The sequence below is a fragment of the Mesorhizobium sp. ESP-6-4 genome, assembly GCF_020164735.1.
Classification (GTDB): domain Bacteria; phylum Pseudomonadota; class Alphaproteobacteria; order Rhizobiales; family Rhizobiaceae; genus Mesorhizobium.
On sequence record NZ_JAIUGS010000009.1, the window covers coordinates 1 to 19,022 of the forward strand.

Genomic DNA, 19,022 nt, shown 5'->3' on the forward strand with positions numbered 1-19,022 from the left:
ACTCGATCGACCATCGCGAATCCCTCCTCGCCGGATATCCGCATGGAATCACCGATCCGATTCTGTGCAAAGCCCTTACAAGGGGAGAAGGAAGAGACGCCCCCTCAGCTTCGTCCGTTCACGAGGTCCCCCACGATGTCGTATTTGCCTGAAATACGCATCTTGTAGACCTCGTAATTCTCCATCACGCGCTGCACGTAACTTCTTGTTTCGGTGTAGGGAATCCGCTCGATCCAGTCGACGACGGCGTCCACGTCCTTGCCGCGCGGGTCGCCGTATTTCGCCACCCATTGGGCGGCGCGGTTCGGGCCGGCATTGTAGCCGGCGAAGGTCAGCACATAGGAGCCGCCGAAACGGTCGAGCTGCTCGCCGAGGAAGGCCGAGCCCAGCGTCGCGTTATAGCCGGCATCCGTCGTCAGCCGCGCCTGCGAGAAATTCATGCCGGCCTTTTTTGCCAACTGCTTGGCGGTGCCCGGCATCAACTGCAGCAGGCCGCGCGCGCCGGCGCTGGAAACGGCGCCGATATTGAACTCGCTTTCCTGGCGGGCGATGGCATAGGCGAGCGCCTTGCCGGATCCCGAAATATTGGCCGAATCGGGAATGACGCCCAGCGGATGCGAAAGCGCGCCGACGTCGATGCCGCGCTGGGCGGCGATCTTGCCGACCTTCAACGCCATGAAATGGTTGCCCTGCTTTTCGGCCAGCACGGCCAGCAGCGCCAGTTCGCCCGGGCTGGTCAGCTGCCCGGCAAGGTCGCGGTAGAGCGTTTCGGCGTAGCGGTCATAGCCCGCCTCCTGCAGCCGTTTGATCGCGCTCACCGCTTCGCGGCCGTCGAAACTCTGGCGGTCGGCCGCGCTCGGCTTCGGATAGGCGATGTTGAGGGTCCTCAAGCCCACGCGCTCGCCGGCGAGCTGGCCATAGAAGGTCGTGCCGTAGCTGGCCGCGCGCGTGAAATAGTCCTTGGCGCTTCCCGGGCCGCCGACTTCCGCCGCCCGGCCGAGCCAGTAATAGGCGCGCGACAGCGACACCGGGCCCTGGGCGAGCTCGGTGATGCGCGTGAAATGCCTGGCGGCGGTCGCCGGATCGTTGAGACCGCGCAACGCGTACCAGCCGGCATGGAACTCGGCTTCGGCGGCGTTCGGCGGGCTTTCGGCAGCGTGCATGGAGACAATCTTGTAGGCAGTCTTCATGTCGCCTTGGTCGACCAGCTCGCGCGAGAGCACGCGGCGTTCGACCCACCAGGCATCGGGGTCGACCAGCGAATCGCGATTCGTCGGCGCTTTCATCACGGCAGCAGCGGCTTCGGCGAATTTCTGCTGCTTTCGCAGATACTCCGCCTCGGCGAAGAAATAGCCGGCGGAGCGCAGCACTGCGGGCACTGCCTTCAACAGCTTGGCGGCGTTCTTGTCGCCCTTGTCGACCGCCGCCCAGGCATCCGCCAGCGGCTGTGCGCCGGCGAGGCCGGCGACCCGCAGCGCCGACGACGGCCGGTCGGCATAAAACATGCGCTCCATGCGGTAGCGATGGTCGGCCGCCGGGATCAGCGTGCCGAACTCCTTGATGACAGCCGTCTCGTCCTTTGCTTCCAGTTTTTCCGTGCGCCAAAAGGGTACCAGCACCGACCGCGCCGCGGCCTGGTTGCCAAGCGCCACTTGCGAGCGGGCGAGGATGATGACGCCCTCAGGCGTCAGCGGCTGGCTGCGGCCGAAGGCCTGCACCACCACTTGCGGCGGCGGATTCTCGCGATAGAGCGCGCGCTCGCTGTTCTTGCGCAGCGCGATCGTGCCCGGCCATCCAGGCAGCATCTTGGCGGCGTCGGCAATCTCGCCGCTCGGCACCTGGTCGCCGCCGTAAAGCGCGATCGCCCAGGCGAGGATGTGCCGGTCGAGCGAGGTGGCGGGCAGCGTGTCGCGCGCATTGCGCGCGCCAACGATGTTGTTGGCGGCAAGCGCATCGAGCCCGCTCTTCAGTTGCGCTATGTCGGGGGCAATCGGCGTCTGGCCCGGCGCCTGCGGCGCATCTGGCGCCGGAATCGAGGCCGTCGCGCGCGCGTCGACGCTGCCACCGATCGCCATGGTAGGCGTCAGCGCGACGATCGCGCCCAACAGCGCGAAAAGATGGGGCCGCCTCGTCGGCATTTTATGATCCTAGCACATCGCCAGCAGGCGCGGGCATTGAGAACCCGATGCGAAGCCTAGACTTAGGTCGTGAAGGGCTCGTAAACAAAAGGTTATCGAGGCCGTTCGAATGGCGCTTGCTGGTGTCCCGATTCTGAAATTCGCATGACCTTGATATCGGGCGCGGCGCGAATTTCAGAATCGCAGGACACCAGCCAACTGTCGAATCCAGTGTCGTTTTGGTTTTCGATGTTCGCCCCGAGCCTGATATCAACGTCTAGCGAACATCGAAAACCACGACACTTGGCATTACGCCGATGCTTGCCGCTGAACCATGTCGAGACTATGGTGCGCGGCTTCGCTTTCGGGTAGAAGGCGCGCAACTGACCGATCTGATGAAACATCGATGCATGTCGCCCAGAAGCGGAAACCGGTTTTGGGAAGACGACATGCATAAACCGACAAAGTTCCAAGGAGTTTGGACGACATGCTGAGAGGCTCGCTGACTGCGCTCGTGACACCGTTCGAAAAGAGCGGGCGCTTCGACGAGAAAGCCTTTCGCTCGTTTGTCGAATGGCAGATCGCCGAGGGCACCAAGGGTCTCGTTCCCGTCGGCACCACCGGCGAGTCGCCGACGCTGTCGCATGAGGAGCACCGCCATGTCGTCAAGGTCGCCATCGAGGTAGCCAAGGGCAGGGTGCCGGTGGTGGCCGGCGCGGGCTCCAACAACACCGAGGAAGCGGTCGGCCTGGTGAAGTATGCCGAACAGGCCGGCGCCGATGCCGCCCTTGTGGTCACGCCTTACTACAACAAGCCGACGCAGCGCGGCCTCTATGAGCATTTCGCGGCCGTCGCCAGGGCGACCAAGCTGCCGATCATCATCTACAACATCCCGCCGCGTTCGGTGATCGACATGACACCGGAGACGATGGGCAGGCTGCGCCACGACTTCAAGAACATTGCCGGCGTCAAGGACGCGACCGGCAAGGTCGAGCGCGTCTCCGAGCAGCGCATGACCTGCGGCAAGGATTTCATCCAGCTTTCCGGCGAGGATGCCTCCGCGCTCGGCTTTAACGCTCATGGCGGCGTCGGCTGTATTTCGGTCACCTCGAATGTCGCGCCGCGCCTTTGCTCCGAGTTCCAGGAAGCGACGCTTTCCGGCGACAGCGCCAAGGCGCTCGAGCTGCAGGACCGGCTTCTGCCGTTGCACAAGGCGATTTTCATCGAGCCTGGCGTATCCGGCGCCAAATACGCGCTGTCGAAGCTGGGCAAGGTCGAGAACGTGGTCCGTTCGCCGCTGGTTACGGTCGAGTCCTCGACCGCCGAGAAGCTCGACGCGGCGCTCAAGCACGCCGGCTTGATTAATTAGCGAGCCCGTTTGGAAACTCTACTCCTGCGGCCATCTGAAGGCGCCAACTGCGCTTCCGGTGCTCACGTACTATATGTACGCTCCGCTCCGGTTCCGCGCATGGCCCAGAAAGCATCCGCTCTCGGAAAGGACCATGCGCAAAGTCGGGCTGCAGAGCGTCCTTTGCGCGTTTAGAAAACGCGCGGCGCTCTGTTGACACCTTCACCTGACTCGCAGGAGCGAGTTTCGAAACGGACTCTGGACGTCATGAATCAAGTCAAGAAAGCCGATCCCAACAACAAGACCGTTGCGGAAAATCGCAAGGCGCGCTTTTCCTACGAGGTGCTCGACACGATCGAGACCGGCTTGGTGCTGACCGGCACCGAGGTCAAGTCGCTGCGCCAGGGCCAGGCCAACATCCAGGAAAGCTACGCCTCGGCTGAGGGCGGCGAGATCTGGCTGATCAATTCCTATCTGCCGGAATATCTGCAGGCCAACCGCTTCAATCACGAGCCGCGCCGCCGTCGTAAGTTGCTGGTCTCCAAGCGCGAGATGGCAAAGCTCTCGCAAAGCGTCGAGCGTGAAGGCATGACGCTGGTGCCGCTGAAAATCTATTTCAACGACCGCGGCCGCGCCAAGCTGCTGCTCGCGATTGCCCGAGGCAAGAAGCTGCACGACAAGCGCGAGACAGAGAAGCAGCGCGACTGGTCGCGCGAGAAGGGCCGGCTGCTGAAGGAGCGCGGCTGAGCCTCCAGGGCTGGCAGCGCCGGCCGCCTGAAAAAAGCCACCGGCCGGTTCTCCGGTCCGGCACCTTCCGACAGGGGATGGTCTTGGGGAAGCGGATTGTTTTCTGGGGCCTTGCCGTCGCGGTTGTCGCCAGTGCCGTCGTGGCGGGCGCCTTCTTCTGGTTCCGCGGCTTTTCCCCGGATCGCGAGGAATTTCCGATCCGGGGCATCGACGTCTCGCATCATCAGGGAAAGATCGACTGGCCCCGCGTCGCCGCCGACGATGTCGCCTTCGCCATCATCAAGGCGACCGAAGGCGGCACCCATGTCGATACGCAATTCTCCATCAACCTGCGCGAGGCGCGGGCGGCCGGCCTGGCGGTCGGCGCCTATCACTTCTTCACCTTCTGCCGGCCAGGCGTCGACCAGGCTAAGAACTTCATCTCGGTGGTGCCGCGCGGCGAGCCGCTTCTGCCGCCGGTGGTCGACATCGAGTTCGGCGGCAATTGCCCGCAACGGCCGTCGCCCGAGCAACTGAACACCGAGCTTGCTGCATTCCTCGGTCCGGTCGAGACGGCATTCGGCAAGCAGGCGATTTTCTATCTGACCGACGAGGCGGCAGACGCCTATTGCGGCAGCATTCTTAACCGCCGGCGCTGGTTGCGTTCGCTGGCGACGAGACCGCGCGAGAACGACTGGATCTACTGGCAGTATCACAATATGGGCCGCGTCGACGGCATCGAAGGCGATGTCGATCTCAACGTCCTGAAGGGCGGCCGCGAGACGCTGGCGAAGTTGTTTGCGCCGACGCCTTGAATTGCCGGGCCTTGAATCGCTTGCCGTACCGCTGAAGGCTTACGATCCTCCCGGCGCCGGTGCATTAAGGCGTCTATTGGCAATCCGCCCTCCGATCGCTGACAAGCCCATCCCGACGGCCATGATGGCAATGGCTGCGAACTGGATCGTCATCGGCGTTTCGCCGAGTACCGCCATGCCGACAGCCACGGTGGCGATGGGTATGCCGGGCAGAAACAGCGATGCCGTCTGCGGCCCCAACTGCCCGACGACATAGGTATAGAGGAACATGGCTGCCGCGCCGGCCAGAATCCCCTGGATCACTATCTGGCTGATGATCTCCGTGGTGGCCGCGGCATGGATATGGCTTGGTGCGACGAAGTAGAGAACCGGCAGCGGCAGGCAGGACAGGAGCACTACCGCGGCCGTGGCCGTAACGGGATCGGCACGCCAGCGCCTGACAAGAACGGCATAGGCCGAAAACATCAGGCCCGATCCGATGAAAAGCATATCGCCGAAGAGAACGCCGCCGGTGCCGTCGCGCGCCGGCGCGATGAACAGCGACAGGCCGGCGACAATCGCGAGGACACCGATGGTCCGTTGCCGCGAAGCGCCGTCATTGAAGACGATGCGTGACAGCAGGAACGAAAAGAAGACGATCGACGCTGGACAAAGCGCGGCCGCATGGGCGGCAGGGGCATAGGTCAGGCCCCAATTGATGATCAGCGGATAAGGCAATCCGGCCAGCGCCGCCAATGCCAGGGCCCGTCGCCAACCGAGCGCCCTCATGCTTACAAAGCCGCCGTGCCAGACGATCGGCAGAAAGACCACCCCCGCGCCGCCAAAGCGCAAGGCGGCCAGATCCGTCGCCGTCAGATGCTCCCTGAGGCTGAAGCGGGCGGCGACGAATTGGATGGCGTAGATGCCGATCATAATGAGACCCGCGATGATCGCCAGCCTGGAGTTTCCTGAGTCTCGCGCATCCGCCATGTTCCGCCGCCGTCGTGACATCGCCATCGAAGATCATCTCCGCACAAAGCGATGAAAGCGCAGGCTATTGCCGAAAAGCCCGCGGCAAAATACGCTCTTTTCTCGAAATTCGAGCGAAACTCGCAGATTGGAGGCAGATCTAGCGTGAATGCTGAAGCAAGCGACCTCGACGGCGTCGACCGCAATCTCCTGCGATTGCTGCAAGAAGATGGGCGTCGCACCACACTTGATCTGGCGGCGCGTGTCGGCCTCTCGCCGACCGGCACCAGCCTACGGGTGAAGCGGCTGTTTCGGGAAGGCTACATCACCGCGGTCAGGGCCGTGCTCAATCCGGCAAAGATCGGACGCGGCACGCTCGTCTTCATCGAGGTGCGTCTCGATCACACGGCGCCGCATATTTTCGAGCGCTTCGCCGAGGCCGTGACCAAGGCGTCCGAGGTTCTCGAGTGCCACATGGTGGTCGGCGGCTTCGACTATTTGGTAAAGGCGCGCATCTCGGAAATGGCCGCCTATCAGGATTTCCTGACGCGGGTCATTCTCGCGCTGCCGGGAGTGAAGGAGACGCACACTTATACCTCCATCGGCGACGTGAAGCCGGATGCGCTGCTGCCGGTATGAGTGGGTGTCAGACCGGCAGGAAGCCGCCTGAATCTAGCTCTTCAGGAACGCCGCAATCTCCTTAAACACGCTGACGAACATCTCCTGCGTCAGCACGCCCGTATTGGTGTTGTAGCGTGAGCAGTGGTAGCTGGAAAACAGCGCGATGCGGCCGGCTTGCTGCCTCCCGCCATGGCGGAACGGAAAGGCCGCGACGCGCTCGCCCAGCGCCCGCACCGTCGACTGATGCGCGATCGAACCCAGCGTCAGGATGGCGCGCAGGTTGGGAAAGCGCGCGATGGTCGGCTTGAGAAAAGTCCGGCAGGTGGCGATCTCGGCGCCCACCGGCTTGTTCTCCGGCGGCACGCAGCGCACCGCATTGGTGATGGCCGTGCCGACGAGTTGCAAGCCGTCATCCGGCCTTGCCTTGAACTCGCCACGCGCAAAACCGTGCGCGATCAATGTGCCATAGAGCAGGTCGCCGGCATAGTCGCCGGTGAAGGGGCGCCCCGTGCGGTTGGCTCCGCGCAGGCCGGGCGCCAGCCCGACGATCAGGAGGCGGACAGAATCTTCACCCTCCGGCGGCAGGAAGGTCGGCACTGGCGCGTTGAACCAGCCGGGCTCACGCTCGCGCCAGGCGGCGATGAAATCATGCAGCCGCGGGCAAAGCGGGCAGTCACGGCTGGGTTCGGGGGAGGGCACGGCGGTCAAGGCCGCCGCCGTCAATAATCTTCCTCGTCGACTTCGGCGGGTTCCGGCCGGCGCGCCGGCCGCTCGGACGGATCGCGGCCAACCTCGCTCTTCAGCGTCATCAGGTCGATGAAATGATCGGCCTGGCGGCGCAGATCGTCGGAGATCATCGGCGGCTGCGAGGCCATCGTCGAGATGATCGATACCTTGCGCCCGCGCCGCTGCAGCGCTTCGACCAGCGTGCGGAAGTCGCCGTCGCCGGAGAAGATGACATAGTGGTCGACGACGTCGGCGAGCTCCAGCGCATCGACGGTCAACTCGATGTCCATGTTGCCCTTGATCTTGCGGCGGCCGGTCGAGTCGGTGAATTCCTTCGCGGGCTTCGTCACCACCTTGAAGCCGTTATAGTCGAGCCAGTCGATCAGCGGCCGGATCGATGAATATTCCTGATCCTCGACCAGCGCGGTGTAATAGTAAGCGCGCAGCAGGTAGCCGCGCTTCTGGAAGCTCGACAGGAGCTTGCGGTAATCGATGTCGAAGCCCAGCGCGCGGGACGTGGCATAGAGATTGGCGCCGTCGATGAAAAGAGCGATCTTTTCACGGGGATCGAACATTGAAAAACATTCCTTTCGAAAATTTTTGTCGTCTAAAAGCGCTTGACGAATAGGTCCGGCAAATGGACCTTTGTACCGTCACCTCCGAGATAACGCGCAATTTGTGGATATCCAAGGGCATGGCCCTGTGTTGCAAGCAATTGTGATCGCCACTATGTGGGTAGCTTCACGGCGTGGCGCGATGACGAGCCGGCAACGGCCCGTCAAGCCGACGCTGGCGCCATAAAGCTTGTATTTCGGCCGCGCCCGCGTTATGGAGCGCGCCAGCTTTCCATCAAATCCATCGCATGAAAGGGGCAGTCCATGGCCCGCGTAACCGTTGAAGATTGCATCGACAAGGTCGACAACCGTTTTGAACTCGTGCTGCTCGCCGGCCATCGCGCCCGCCAGATCAGCCAGGGCGCGCAGATCACCGTTCCGCGCGACAATGACAAGAACCCGGTCATCGCGCTGCGCGAGATCGCCGACGAGACGCTGTCTCCCGACGACCTCAAGGAAGACCTGATCCACTCGCTGCAGAAGCATGTCGAGGTCGACGAGCCGGAAGCCGAGGGCGAGGCGATCGCCGACCAGACCGGTGCGACAGCCGTTGCCGCCGACGCCGACGACGCCGAGGAGAACGTCACTTTCGACCGCATGAGCGAGGAAGACCTGCTCGCCGGCATCGAAGGTCTGGTGCCGCCGGAAAAGAGCGACGACTACTAAGTGCTTTTGTCCGGGTTGGATCAACCATCCAGGACTTCCGTATCTTAGGTTTCGTGGCTATCTATGAGATGCGTCGCACGTCGGTGCGGCGCATCAATCATTTCAGCACCGCGAGATCCCGCCCATGATGCGTCAGTATGAGCTTGTCGAGCGCGTCCAGCGCTACAAGCCTGACGTCAACGAGGCGCTGCTCAACAAGGCCTACGTCTATGCTATGCAGAAGCATGGCCACCAGAAGCGCGCCTCGGGCGATCCCTATTTCTCGCATCCGCTCGAAGTCGCGGCCATCCTCACCGACATGCATATGGACGAGGCGACCATCGCCGTTGCCCTGCTGCATGACACGATCGAGGATACGACCGCGACCCGCGCCGAGATCGACGAGCTCTTCGGCCCCGAGATGGGCAAGCTGGTCGAGGGCCTCACCAAGCTGAAGAAGCTCGATCTGGTCTCGAAAAAGGCCGAGCAGGCGGAGAACCTGCGCAAGCTCCTGCTCGCGATCTCCGAGGACGTCCGCGTTCTGCTCGTCAAGCTCGCCGACCGCCTGCACAACATGCGCACCCTCGACCATATGCCGGAAGCCAAGCGCCTGCGCATCGCCGAGGAGACGATGGAGATCTATGCGCCGCTGGCCGGGCGCATGGGCATGCAGGGCATGCGCGAGGAGCTGGAGGAAATAGCCTTTCGCTACATCAATCCGGAGGCTTACCGCGCTGTTACCGCAAGGCTTGCCGAGATTTTCGAGCGCAACAGGGGCGTCCTGCAGGAGATCGAGACGGCGCTGTCGGGCCTGTTCGAAAAACACGACATCAAGGCGAGCGTGAAGAGCCGGCAGAAGAAGCCGTGGTCGGTGTTCCGCAAGATGGAGGCCAAGGCGCTCTCCTTCGAGCAACTCTCCGACATCTTCGGTTTCCGCGTCGTGGTCGATTCGGTCGACGACTGCTACCGCGCGCTTGGCGCCATTCACACCACCTGGTCGATGGTGCCCGGCCGCTTCAAGGATTACATCTCGACGCCCAAGCAGAACGACTACCGTTCGATCCACACCACCATCGTCGGCCCGTCGCGCCAGCGCGTCGAATTGCAGATCCGCACCAGGGAAATGAACAAGATCGCCGAATATGGCGTCGCCGCGCATTCGATCTACAAGGATACTGGCGGCAAGATGAACGGCGCGGGCCATGCGATCTCCAGGGAGACCAACGCCTATGCCTGGCTGCGGCGAACCATCGAGCAACTGGCCGAAGGCGACAATCCCGAGGATTTCCTCGAGAACACCAAGCTGGAGCTGTTCCAGGACCAGGTGTTCTGCTTCACGCCTAAGGGCATGCTGATCGCGCTGCCGCGCGGCGCTACTCCCATCGACTTCGCCTATGCCGTCCACACCGATGTCGGCGACACCTGCGTCGGCGCCAAGGTCAATGGCCGCATCATGCCGTTGATGACGGAATTGAAGAACGGCGACGAGGTCGAGATCATCCGCTCCAAGGCGCAGGTGCCGCCCGCCGCCTGGGAATCGGTCGTGGTCACCGGCAAGGCGCGCGCTGCCATCCGCCGCGCCACCAAGAATGCGATCCGCAAGCAATATTCCGGCCTCGGAGCCCGCATCCTGGAGCGCGCCTTCGAGCGCGCCGGCAAGACATTCACCAAGGAGAGCCTGAAGCCGGTGCTGCACCGGCTGGCGCGCAAGGACATCGAGGACGTGCTGGCCTCGGTCGGCCGCGGCGAGCTGAGTTCCACCGATGTCATGAAAGCGGTCTTCCCCGATTATAAGGATGAGCGTGTCACCGTCGCGGCGCCTAAGCAGCGCGAGGAGGGCTGGTCGAAGATCCGCAACGCCGCCGGCATGCTCTTCCAGATGCCGGGCACCCGCGCCGCAAAGAAGGACAAGGACCAGCAGCGCGACGGCGCGGTGCCGATCCGCGGCGTGCGCGGCGACCTGCCGGTGCGTTTCGCGCCGGAAGGCGCTGTACCCGGCGATCGCATCGTCGGCATCATCCAGCCCGGCACCGGCATCACCATCTATCCGATCCAGTCGCCGGCTTTGCAGGCCTTCGACGATCAGCCCGAGCGTTGGATCGACGTGCGCTGGGACATCGACGAGCGCACCAAGGAACGTTTTCCGGCGCGCATCTCGGTCACCGCCATCAATGCGCCCGGTTCGTTGGCCGACATCGCCCAGGTCGTCGCATCCAACGACGCCAACATCCACACGCTGTCGATGATACGCACCGCACCCGATTTCACCGAGATGCTGATCGATCTCGAAGTCTGGGATCTCAAGCACCTCAACCGGCTGTTGTCGCAGCTCAAGGACAATTCGAGCGTCAGCGATGCGCGGCGTGTGAATGGATGAATAGTGAATAGTGAATAGTGAATAGTGAATAGTGAATAGTGAATAGTGAATAGTGAATAGTGAATAGAGAATAGAGAATAGAGAATAGAGAATAGAGAATAGAGAATAGAGAATAGTGAATAGAAGGTGCTCTCATTGCCATTCACCATTCACCACTCGCCAAGGGGGACCGAACAATGAACACCGACGAAGTGCTGGGCATTTTCCGCGAGGCCGGCGCCGTGCTCGAAGGGCATTTCATCTTGACGTCCGGACTGCGCAGTCCGGTCTTCCTGCAGAAGGCGCGGGTGTTCATGCATGCCGACAAGACCGAGCGCCTGTGCAAGGCGCTGGCCGAGAAGATCCGCAAGGCGGTGCCGGGCGGGATCGACTACGTCGTTGGCCCGGCCATCGGCGGCCTGATCCCGGCCTATGAGACCTCGCGCCATCTCGGCGTCCCGGCGATCTGGGTCGAGCGGGAAGGGGGCGAATTCAGATTGCGCCGCTTCGAGATTGCCAAGGGCTCGCGCGTCGTCATCGTCGAGGACATCGTCACCACCGGCCTGTCGATCCGCGAGACCATCGACTGCCTGCGCGAGCTTGGCGCCGACGTCGCGGCGGCTGCCTGCATCATCGACCGTTCGGCCGGCAAGACCGATGTCGGCGTGCCGCTGATCGCGCTTGCCGAATATGAAGTGCCGGCCTATCCCGCCGACCGCCTGCCGCCGGAACTTGCCGCGATTCCAGCCGTTAAGCCGGGAAGCCGCAACATCTGACATCGCGATGGATGAAAACAGGCACTTGAGCGCGTCGCTTGAATCCCTTTGTCGGAGACATGCGCCGAGGCGACTATGATCGCCGGGATCGACCACTTCGTGCTGACGGTCCGCTCGCTGGAAGCGACCTGCGATTTCTACCGGCGGGTGCTCGGCATGCGGCGGCTCGACGAACCGAACCGGCCGACCGCGCTTCTGTTCGGCTCGCAGAAGATCAACTTGCACGAAGTCGGTCGCACCTTCGAGCCGAAGGCAAAGGCGCCGACGCCGGGTTCCGGCGACTTCTGCCTCGTGGCGGCAGTGCCGCTTGCCGAGGTCCAGGCCAGCCTCGAGGCCAATGGCGTGGCGATCGAAGTCGGTCCGGTCGAACGCACCGGCGCGCGCGGCAAGATGATGTCGGTCTATTTCCGCGATCCGGACGGCAATCTGGTCGAGGTCAGCGAGTACCAACCCGGCTGAGATCGAGCCGCATGGCGCAGCGCTGGCCCGAAGGCATGCCGTGCCTGGCTTCATCGTCGAGCAGGCTTGCCAGCCGTTCGTCAATCTCGGCGTCTTCCAGGATGCGAAATCCGGCCTTGCGATAGAAGGGCGCATTCCAGGCGACGGCGCGAAACGTGGTCAGCGTCACCGCGGCCAGGCCGCGCCGCCCGGCGTCCGCGACCGCCTGTTCGAGCAGGGCGCGGCCGATGCCTTGGCCCTGCCGGTCGAGGCGCACGTCCAACTCCCAGATATGCAACGCATCGCCCTCGATCCCGGCGCTCAGGAAGCCGACCGGCCGGTCCTTCTCGTCTGCGGCAATCCAGCATGCGCCGGCGGCGATCAGCGCGCGGTGCCGCTCGACGCTGATATTGTCGCCGTCGGCGAGCCACGCCAGTTCCGCAATGGCGCGGAACGCCAGCCCGGCGGATTGTTCGATCCGCGGCAGCGCCCCGGCGTCCTCCGCCCGCGCCGGTCGAATGGTGATCATCGGCTCTGCATCCCGATCGTTTTCCTCAGTTTCGCCAGAATGACGCTGTTGTTACAGGCTGCGGCAGACCATCGCGGCGGCGTTCGTTGTTGCGCGGCCCGGTCGTCGCTATATCAAAGCTTGTTGCCTTTCTGCGCCCTCGAAGCGCAAGATGTGTTTGCGCGACCCGGTGGGTAGGGGCAGCGCGTATTGGACCGGGAACTGGAACAGAGTGCTTTTTCGACGCCGAGAGCCTGATGGCTTCCTGGAACAGGTGCGTACTTATCTTTGGCCGCGCCGCTCGTTCTCGCGTTCCGTGCAGTATTTCTCCAAACGCATCCTGCGGCTGAAGGCGACGCCGCATTCCGTCGCCGCCGGCGTCGCCGCGGGCGTTTTCGCGTCCTTCTTCCCGCTTGGCTTCCACTTCATCATCGCCGCCGTGCTGTGCTGGATCATCGCCGGCAATCTCGTCGCGGCAGCGCTCGGCGCGGTGTTCTTCGGCAATCCGCTGACCTTCCCGCTTTTGTGGGGCGCGTCCTGGGAAACCGGCAAGCTGCTGCTGCATGAGCATCTGCCGAAGCACGGCCCGCCCGAGCATCTGGGCGAAATGATGCACAAGCTTTCCTTCGCCAAGCTCTGGCACCCCATTCTGGAGCCGATGCTGATCGGCGCGGTGCCGCTCGGCCTGGTCTTCGGGCTCGTGTTCTATGCCATCACCCGCTGGGGCATGACGGTGTTTCGCGAGCAGCGCCGGAAGCGCATGGCCGAGCGTGCCGAGAAGAAGGCGCGGCAGGGCCGACGGGAAGTGCCGGCGGAATGATCATCGGCATCGGCAGCGACCTGATCGACATCAGACGTATCGAGAAATCGCTGGAGCGGCACGGCCAGCGCTTCGTCCAGCGCATCTATACCGAGGTCGAGCAGGCCAAGTCGGAAAAGCGTGCCGCCCGCGCGGCTTCCTATGCCAAGCGCTTCGCCGCCAAGGAGGCGTGCGCCAAGGCGTTGGGTACCGGTATGGCCGAGGGCGTGTTCTGGCGCGACATGGGCGTGGTCAACCTGCCGAGCGGCGCGCCGACCATGGCGCTGACCGGCGGCGCCGCGGCCAGGCTGGAGAAAATCCTCCCGAAAGGCCACCGCGCCCTCATCCATCTCACCATCACCGACGATTTCCCGCTTGCTCAAGCCTTTGTGATCATCGAGGCAGTGCCCGCCGAACAAGCGCCACATTGATTCCATCTGACCACGAGCGGCATGACGTTGCCCAGCGCCCGCCGAGACTCTATACCAACATCGCACAATCGAGGACGACATGAGCGTGGCTGAAAAATCGCAGAAGAAATCCGGCGGGCTTGGTGAGACCTTTTCCGTCATCATCCAGGCTCTGCTGCTCGCGCTCGTCATCCGCACGCTGCTCTTCCAGCCGTTTTCCATTCCGTCCGGCTCGATGCGGCCGACGCTGCTCGAAGGCGATTATCTCTTCGTCACCAAATGGGCCTATGGCTATTCGCGTTACTCGTTGCCCTTCGGTCCCGATCTCTTCTCGGGCCGCATCTGGGGTTCCGAGCCCAAGCGCGGCGACGTGGTGGTGTTCAAGTTCCCGCCGGATCCGTCGGTCGATTACATCAAGCGCGTCGTCGGCCTGCCCGGCGACAAGATCCAGGTGAAGGACGGCCAGCTTTTCATCAATGACGTCGGCGTGCCGCGCGTGAAGACCGGCCAGATCGACAATCCCGATGTCACCGAGGAAAACCGGCCGATCGATGTCTACCGCGAAACGCTGCCGAACGGCGTCAGTTACGACACGCTCGACATCAATTCCGATTCGATCGGCGACAACACGCGCGAATTCGTCGTGCCGCCCGGGCACTATTTCATGATGGGCGACAATCGCGACAATTCCTCCGACAGCCGCTTCGCCGTCGGCTTTGTGCCGGCCGAGAACCTTGTCGGTCGCGCCAACCTCATCTTCTTCTCGATCGCCGGCAAGGCGAGCCCGCTCGAGATATGGAAGTGGCCGTCGTTGATGCGCGCCGGGCGCCTGTTCCATTTCGTCCACTAGAGCGATGGCGGCCAGAAAGCGTTTGACCGCCGATGCCCTTGCCGAAGCGCTTGTCGAGCGCACCGGCCATGTCTTCGCCGACCGCCAGCGCCTGCAGCGGGCGCTGACCCATGCCAGCGCCCGTTCGACCCATGCCGGAGTTGACTATGAGCGGTTCGAATTCCTTGGGGACCGTGTTCTCGGCCTCGTCGTGGCCGACATGCTGCTCGCCTCCTTTCCCGATGCCGCCGAAGGCGAGCTTTCGCTGCGCCTTAACGCGCTGGTCAATGCCGAGGCGCTGTCGGAAATCTCCGAACAGATCGGCCTGCCGGAACTGGTGCGCGCCGGTTCCGATGTGCGCAATCTCGAGGGCCGCAAGCGCACCAATCTGCGCGCCGATGCGCTGGAATCGCTGATCGCCGTGCTCTATCTCGACGGCGGGATGGACGCGGCGCGCGCGTTCATCCACCGCTACTGGCAGCCGCGCTCGCAGGCGATGGGTGCTGCCCGCCGCGACGCCAAGACCGAATTGCAGGAATGGGCGCATCAGGCCGCCGCCGGCGCCGTGCCCGCCTACCATATCGACGGCCGTGACGGACCGGACCACGACCCGGTGTTCACGGTCAGCGTAAAAGTCGGCTCTTTCGCGCCCGCCGTCGGCAGCGGCCGCTCCAAGCGCGAGGCCGAGCAGGCCGCGGCGGCTACTCTTTTGCTGCGCGAAGGCGTATGGAGCGCGGCATGACAGAAACGGAAATCACTCAAGTCCCCGCGACGCGCTCCGGTTTCGTAGCGCTGATCGGCGCGCCCAATGCCGGCAAGTCGACGCTGGTCAACCAACTGGTCGGCGCCAAGGTATCGATTGTCACCCACAAGGTGCAGACCACCCGCGCCATCGTGCGCGGCATTGCCACGCATGACAACGCGCAGATCGTCTTCGTCGACACGCCGGGCATCTTCAAGCCGAAGCGGCGGCTGGACACGGCGATGGTGACCACCGCCTGGGGCGGCGCCAAGGATGCCGATATCGTCGTGCTTCTGATCGACGCCGAGCGCGGCATCAAAGGCGATGCCGATGCCATCCTCGACCGGCTGAAGGACGTCAGGCAGCCGATGCTTCTGGTTCTCAACAAGGTCGACCGCGTCAAGCCGGAAACGCTTCTCGCCCTGGCCGCGACCGCGAACGAACGCGTGCCGTTCAAGCGCACTTTCATGGTCTCCGCGCTGACCGGCTCCGGCTGCAAGGACCTGCTCGATTATCTCGCCGAGACGCTTCCGGCCGGTCCCTGGTACTATCCGGAGGACCAGATCTCCGACCTGCCGATGCGCCAGCTCGCGGCCGAGATCACGCGCGAAAAACTTTATCTGAGGCTGCATCAGGAGCTTCCCTATTCCTCGCACATCGAAACCGAGAAATGGGAAGAGAAGAAGGACGGCTCGGTGCGCATCGAGCAGGTCATCTATGTCGAGCGCGACAGCCAGAAGAAGATCGTGCTCGGCCACAAGGGCGAGACGATCCGCGCCATCGGGCAAGCCGCGCGGGTGGAGATCGCTGGCATTCTGGAGCAGAAGGTGCACCTCTTCCTGTTTGTGAAGGTGCGCGAGAATTGGGGCGACGACCCCGAGCGCTATCGCGAGATGGGGCTGGAGTTTCCCCACTAATGCATGGACGGATTCCGTTGCCAGATTAGGCTTCTCATTGACCGATAGCTTGGTCGCCAATGGCAATATTGGCAGGATTGATTCCCACGCCTTTCAAGACAAAGGTGACCAAGTCGGGATGAAACATAGCATACGTATCTTGTGTCACCGGATTCCGGCAATCACTCATTGTGCGGCGAAACGCGATCACTAGACGGTCAAAGAGCCCACGCTGGAGGGGGGAATTGGTTTCGCAGTAAGCGAGCAAACGCATGCCGGCTTCAGTTTGCTCGGACAATTGAATTGCTCTTTGCCGATCACCCCACCGCGATCGCTGCAGAAGAGGAGCTCGATCGACCCACAAGACCAGATGCCTTGGTGGAAGGATACCGGGCTGGGAGACGAGGCGACCGCAGCGCCTGAAGCCGGTTGCTGCGATAAACCGAACAAAGCCGGTGCGGTGCGTCATGCATTTGTCAGACGCCTCGACGACGACTCTTTTGCTGAATTTTGTTGGATTCGTCTGATCGGATGTCGTGATGTCGAACAGCCCCGATTCCGCAAGCGCAAGAAGGGCCGACTCATCCAGCGGAGCATTGAATACTGTGAGATGATAGGGCGGAGGCGACGTGAGCTTTTCAGCGTTCAATGACGCGATTTTATGCGAGCGAATGGTCCGGAGAACGTCGTCCCACTCTGGCCTGAAGACGATGACTGACATAAGTGCAAGGACGATAAAGATGATCCAACGGCCAGATTTATTATCGCGCTTAGTCAGGACAATTCCTGTTATCAACAGTCCGAACAGACACAGCCACATTGCGCCGAACGGTATAACGACGAATATTAAAACGAGCGGATGCAAATCGAGTAAGCCCTTCACTAGAAAGAATGTAACATAGCATGGGTGTTGTGGCATTTGAGCGCGAATTGGCGGTTTCAGTTAAAATTCTGACATGCAGCGAGCTTTTGTCCCATATTCTGAGTCTTTTCGATCGAGATGGATAGCGAAGTAGATATCGACACCCGTCTCGTGCGCCGGCTGGTCGACGCGCAATTTCCCGAATGGCGGCATCTGCCGGTGAGCCCCGTCGCCTTCGGCGGCTGGGACAACCGCACCTTCCATCTCGGCGACGAAATGACGGTCAGGCTGCCAAGTGCGGCTCCTTATTCGCTGCAGGTCGAGAAGGAGCATCGCTGGCTGCCGCAGCTCGCGCCACGTCTGCCGCTGCCGATCCCGGTGCCGCTCGCCATGGGCGAGCCGGCGGCGGGGTATCCCTGGCGCTGGTCCGTCTATCGCTGGATCGAGGGGGAGACGGCACGGAGCGCGCGCATTGCCGATCTCGGAGCGTTTGCCGTGGCGCTCGCCGATTTCCTTGTCGCTTTGAGGAGCATCGAACCGACGGACGGGCCCGCGCCCGGCCAGCACAATTTTCATCGCGGTGGATCGCTGAGCGTCTATGACGGCGAGGCGAGGCAGGCCATCGCCGCGCTCGAAGGCCGGATCGACACGCAAGCCGCAACCGCCGTGTGGGAGGCAGCACTCGCCGCCACCTGGCGTGGCTCGCCGGTCTGGTTCCACGGCGATGTCGCCTCGGGCAATCTGCTGGTCGAGGACGGCAGCTTGAGCGCCGTCATCGATTTCGGCACCTCCGGCGTCGGCGACCTGTCCTGCGATCTTGCTATAAGCTGGACATTCTTCGAAGGCGAAAGCCGCGAGGTGTTTCGCACCCGCATGGACGTCGACGACGCCACTTGGGCGCGCGGCCGCGGCTGGGCGCTATGGAAGGCGCTGATCACCTCCGCCGGGCACGACGCCAACCAGGCCGAGGCCGAAAGGCAGCGCAACGTGATCGACGAAGTGCTTGCCGATTACGAACGCTTGTGACGGGGACTACAATAGGCCTTTGGCGCTGAAATCAGCTGCAAAGGACGCCAGCGGCATCACAAGCGTCAGCGGCCGCTCCAAAAGTGGCTCGGCTCCATATCCGTGGTACCAGGCCGCGGCACGATCGCTCTTGGCGTCGATGATCAGCAAAATGCCGCCGCCCTCAGCGGCGACGCGAAGGCAACGCAGGGCAGCTGCGGCGAGAAGCTGGCCACCGAGCCCTTGTCCGGCCACTGAGAGATCGGCTGCCAGGCGGGCAAGCTTGAAGCCCGATACTTCATGTCGGGCGAGCCCCTTTGTCAGGGCCGCGGGCACTTGCTCATGGGCAACGGCGGACGGTGCGATTGTATAGAAGCCAAGAACGCGGCTGGGGTTTGTGCTGTCGACAGCGCAAAAAGTCTTCGAAGCATTCTGCTCATGGCTTTGCCTGGCGAAGCGACGCAGAAAATCATTCATCTGCTCGTCGCCGCAATCGAAGGACGCGCGATCATGCGATTTCGAGATCGGCTCCTCATGCCAACCTGGCAGGATCATATGGTGTCAGGGAGCGCTGCGATAGCAGCCCGCAACTTCGCGTTGGGCTTAGGCGGATGTTCAAGCAAATCGAGAATACGCTTGAAATCGTGTTCCGAGACCTCGATCTTCTCGCCTGCCTTAATCACGGCCTCGGCCTCGGGCAGCACTTTGTCGAGGATGAAGTCGGTCATATCCTTGTTCGACAGCGCCGCCGCCCGGGCGATCATCGCCTTCTGGGCGGGCCGTATGCGGATATTGAAACGCTCGGATTTGTCGGTAGCTATTTTGGGCATGGGGTATCTTC

Annotated in this window: 23 protein-coding genes; 14 read left to right on the forward strand and 9 right to left on the reverse strand. The window is 62.7% G+C overall.

Annotated features, from left to right (window positions below; all coding sequences use genetic code 11):
• Window positions 1-104: 104 nt before the first annotated feature.
• Together LB523_RS17585 and LB523_RS17590 are read right to left on the reverse strand one after the other, a co-directional pair.
• The gene (locus LB523_RS17585) at window positions 105-2,138 is read right to left on the reverse strand and encodes a lytic transglycosylase domain-containing protein (protein ID WP_224605209.1); all 2,034 of its coding nucleotides are present in this window, start codon (window positions 2,136-2,138) and stop codon (window positions 105-107) included.
• Window positions 2,139-2,230: 92 nt separating this feature from the next.
• On the reverse strand, window positions 2,231-2,521 hold the full coding sequence (locus LB523_RS17590) for a hypothetical protein (protein ID WP_224605215.1): 291 nt from the start codon (window positions 2,519-2,521) through the stop codon (window positions 2,231-2,233).
• 83 nt (window positions 2,522-2,604) lie between these two features.
• Here LB523_RS17590 and dapA point away from each other — a divergent pair, with 83 nt between their 5' ends.
• From dapA to LB523_RS17605, 3 genes are all read left to right on the forward strand, one after another.
• Entirely contained in the window at window positions 2,605-3,486 is an 882-nt protein-coding gene (gene dapA / locus LB523_RS17595) for a 4-hydroxy-tetrahydrodipicolinate synthase (protein WP_224605217.1), read from the forward strand.
• Window positions 3,487-3,732: 246 nt separating this feature from the next.
• The gene (gene smpB, locus LB523_RS17600; protein WP_095766924.1) at window positions 3,733-4,212 is read left to right on the forward strand and encodes an SsrA-binding protein SmpB; all 480 of its coding nucleotides are present in this window, start codon (window positions 3,733-3,735) and stop codon (window positions 4,210-4,212) included.
• 77 nt (window positions 4,213-4,289) lie between these two features.
• Window positions 4,290-5,006: a GH25 family lysozyme gene (locus tag LB523_RS17605; protein WP_411966473.1), complete on the forward strand. Its 717-nt coding sequence runs from the start codon at window positions 4,290-4,292 to the stop codon at window positions 5,004-5,006.
• A 39-nt stretch (window positions 5,007-5,045) separates the two neighbouring features.
• On the opposite strand, the gene LB523_RS17610 is transcribed toward LB523_RS17605, so the two are convergent.
• A complete protein-coding gene (locus LB523_RS17610; RefSeq protein ID WP_318011975.1) occupies window positions 5,046-6,002 on the reverse strand; it encodes a DMT family transporter in 957 nt (318 codons plus the stop codon).
• A gap of 117 nt (window positions 6,003-6,119) precedes the next feature.
• On the opposite strand from LB523_RS17610, the gene LB523_RS17615 reads away from it, so the two are divergent.
• Entirely contained in the window at window positions 6,120-6,593 is a 474-nt protein-coding gene (locus LB523_RS17615) for an Lrp/AsnC ligand binding domain-containing protein (protein ID WP_224605233.1), read from the forward strand.
• Window positions 6,594-6,626: 33 nt separating this feature from the next.
• Here the strand turns inward: LB523_RS17615 and LB523_RS17620 are convergent, their stop codons facing one another.
• The gene (locus LB523_RS17620; RefSeq protein WP_411966474.1) at window positions 6,627-7,298 is read right to left on the reverse strand and encodes a uracil-DNA glycosylase; all 672 of its coding nucleotides are present in this window, start codon (window positions 7,296-7,298) and stop codon (window positions 6,627-6,629) included.
• Window positions 7,295-7,876: an NYN domain-containing protein gene (locus LB523_RS17625; RefSeq protein ID WP_095766928.1), complete on the reverse strand. Its 582-nt coding sequence runs from the start codon at window positions 7,874-7,876 to the stop codon at window positions 7,295-7,297. The genes LB523_RS17620 and LB523_RS17625 overlap by 4 nt, the downstream gene beginning before the upstream one ends.
• 303 nt (window positions 7,877-8,179) lie before the next feature.
• On the opposite strand from LB523_RS17625, the gene rpoZ reads away from it, so the two are divergent.
• From rpoZ to LB523_RS17645, 4 genes are all read left to right on the forward strand, one after another.
• Window positions 8,180-8,581: a DNA-directed RNA polymerase subunit omega gene (gene rpoZ / locus LB523_RS17630; RefSeq protein ID WP_095766929.1), complete on the forward strand. Its 402-nt coding sequence runs from the start codon at window positions 8,180-8,182 to the stop codon at window positions 8,579-8,581.
• A gap of 124 nt (window positions 8,582-8,705) precedes the next feature.
• Window positions 8,706-10,937, forward strand: a complete 2,232-nt coding sequence (locus LB523_RS17635; RefSeq protein WP_095766930.1) for a RelA/SpoT family protein — start codon at window positions 8,706-8,708, stop codon at window positions 10,935-10,937.
• 176 nt (window positions 10,938-11,113) lie between these two features.
• Window positions 11,114-11,692 carry an orotate phosphoribosyltransferase gene (pyrE, locus tag LB523_RS17640; RefSeq protein WP_224605237.1) on the forward strand — a complete coding sequence of 193 codons (579 nt, stop codon included), beginning with the start codon at window positions 11,114-11,116 and terminating at the stop codon, window positions 11,690-11,692.
• A 75-nt stretch (window positions 11,693-11,767) separates the two neighbouring features.
• The gene (locus tag LB523_RS17645; RefSeq protein ID WP_140842512.1) at window positions 11,768-12,151 is read left to right on the forward strand and encodes a VOC family protein; all 384 of its coding nucleotides are present in this window, start codon (window positions 11,768-11,770) and stop codon (window positions 12,149-12,151) included.
• Here LB523_RS17645 and LB523_RS17650 read toward each other — a convergent pair.
• On the reverse strand, window positions 12,129-12,659 hold the full coding sequence (locus LB523_RS17650; protein WP_224605239.1) for a GNAT family N-acetyltransferase: 531 nt from the start codon (window positions 12,657-12,659) through the stop codon (window positions 12,129-12,131). The two genes, LB523_RS17645 and LB523_RS17650, sit on opposite strands and share 23 nt — an antisense overlap.
• Window positions 12,660-12,870: 211 nt before the next feature.
• On the opposite strand from LB523_RS17650, the gene LB523_RS17655 reads away from it, so the two are divergent.
• The 5 genes from LB523_RS17655 (at window position 12,871) to era (ending at window position 16,335) form a co-directional block, all read left to right on the forward strand.
• The gene (locus LB523_RS17655; RefSeq protein ID WP_224605241.1) at window positions 12,871-13,458 is read left to right on the forward strand and encodes a DUF2062 domain-containing protein; all 588 of its coding nucleotides are present in this window, start codon (window positions 12,871-12,873) and stop codon (window positions 13,456-13,458) included.
• A complete protein-coding gene (gene acpS / locus LB523_RS17660; protein ID WP_041009542.1) occupies window positions 13,455-13,868 on the forward strand; it encodes a holo-ACP synthase in 414 nt (137 codons plus the stop codon). The genes LB523_RS17655 and acpS overlap by 4 nt, the downstream gene beginning before the upstream one ends.
• 79 nt (window positions 13,869-13,947) lie before the next feature.
• Window positions 13,948-14,697: a signal peptidase I gene (lepB, locus tag LB523_RS17665; RefSeq protein WP_224605243.1), complete on the forward strand. Its 750-nt coding sequence runs from the start codon at window positions 13,948-13,950 to the stop codon at window positions 14,695-14,697.
• Between the two features lie 4 nt (window positions 14,698-14,701).
• A complete protein-coding gene (rnc, locus tag LB523_RS17670; RefSeq protein ID WP_224605284.1) occupies window positions 14,702-15,418 on the forward strand; it encodes a ribonuclease III in 717 nt (238 codons plus the stop codon).
• Entirely contained in the window at window positions 15,403-16,335 is a 933-nt protein-coding gene (era, locus tag LB523_RS17675; RefSeq protein WP_224605297.1) for a GTPase Era, read from the forward strand. The genes rnc and era overlap by 16 nt, the downstream gene beginning before the upstream one ends.
• Before the next feature lie 34 nt (window positions 16,336-16,369).
• Here era and LB523_RS17680 read toward each other — a convergent pair whose 3' ends face one another.
• A complete protein-coding gene (locus tag LB523_RS17680; RefSeq protein WP_224605299.1) occupies window positions 16,370-17,179 on the reverse strand; it encodes a hypothetical protein in 810 nt (269 codons plus the stop codon).
• A 135-nt stretch (window positions 17,180-17,314) separates the two neighbouring features.
• Between LB523_RS17680 and LB523_RS17685 the strand changes: the two genes are divergently transcribed.
• Window positions 17,315-18,202: an aminoglycoside phosphotransferase family protein gene (locus LB523_RS17685; protein ID WP_224605301.1), complete on the forward strand. Its 888-nt coding sequence runs from the start codon at window positions 17,315-17,317 to the stop codon at window positions 18,200-18,202.
• A 6-nt stretch (window positions 18,203-18,208) separates the two neighbouring features.
• Here the strand turns inward: LB523_RS17685 and LB523_RS17690 are convergent, their stop codons facing one another.
• Complete coding sequence (locus tag LB523_RS17690; RefSeq protein WP_224605304.1) at window positions 18,209-18,736, reverse strand: GNAT family N-acetyltransferase; 528 nt, start codon at window positions 18,734-18,736, stop codon at window positions 18,209-18,211.
• Window positions 18,733-19,011: a DUF1778 domain-containing protein gene (locus LB523_RS17695; RefSeq protein ID WP_140699830.1), complete on the reverse strand. Its 279-nt coding sequence runs from the start codon at window positions 19,009-19,011 to the stop codon at window positions 18,733-18,735. The genes LB523_RS17690 and LB523_RS17695 overlap by 4 nt, the downstream gene beginning before the upstream one ends.
• Window positions 19,012-19,022: the final 11 nt, after the last annotated feature.